Annotated in this window: 1 pseudogene; it reads left to right on the forward strand. The window is 65.6% G+C overall.

Features of this window, described 5'->3' with window-relative positions:
- Positions 1 to 236: pseudogene (locus KBI52_RS00715) on the forward strand (IS110 family transposase); the annotation flags it as partial.
- Between the last annotated feature and the right edge of the window lie 189 nt (positions 237 to 425).

Consider the following 425-nt stretch of genomic DNA (forward strand, 5'->3'; position numbering starts at 1 on the left):
CCTGGACCTATCGCTTTCCGGCCCGGATGAGCCGCGTGCTGCAGGAACGCCAGGAGGGCTTGCCGGCAATCGTGCGGGCGATTGCCGGGAAGGCGCAGCTGCGGCTGTGCGCGCGCTATCGCCGGCTGATGGCGGCCGGCAAGCGCCAGACTGTGGTAGTCACCGCCATCGCGCGGGAGATGGCGGCGTTCCTGTGGGCGATCGGCCGCGAGATCCAACCCCGTTCGGCCGCCTGAAGGCGCACAAGGACAAGATCTCACGAAGAACCGGATCACGTTCGACTGACATCTGTGATTGCGCAGCACCGGAGGCAGAGCCTCGGTGGGGAATCCTCGTACGAATTGTGTGGCCGATGGGACATCATTGACGCCCGCCAGCAGATCGAGGCAGCCCCGGACGAACACACGGAAATGCGGTGACCAACC

Source organism: Microvirga sp. HBU67558, assembly GCF_018069605.1.
GTDB classification, from domain to species: domain Bacteria; phylum Pseudomonadota; class Alphaproteobacteria; order Rhizobiales; family Beijerinckiaceae; genus Microvirga; species Microvirga terrae.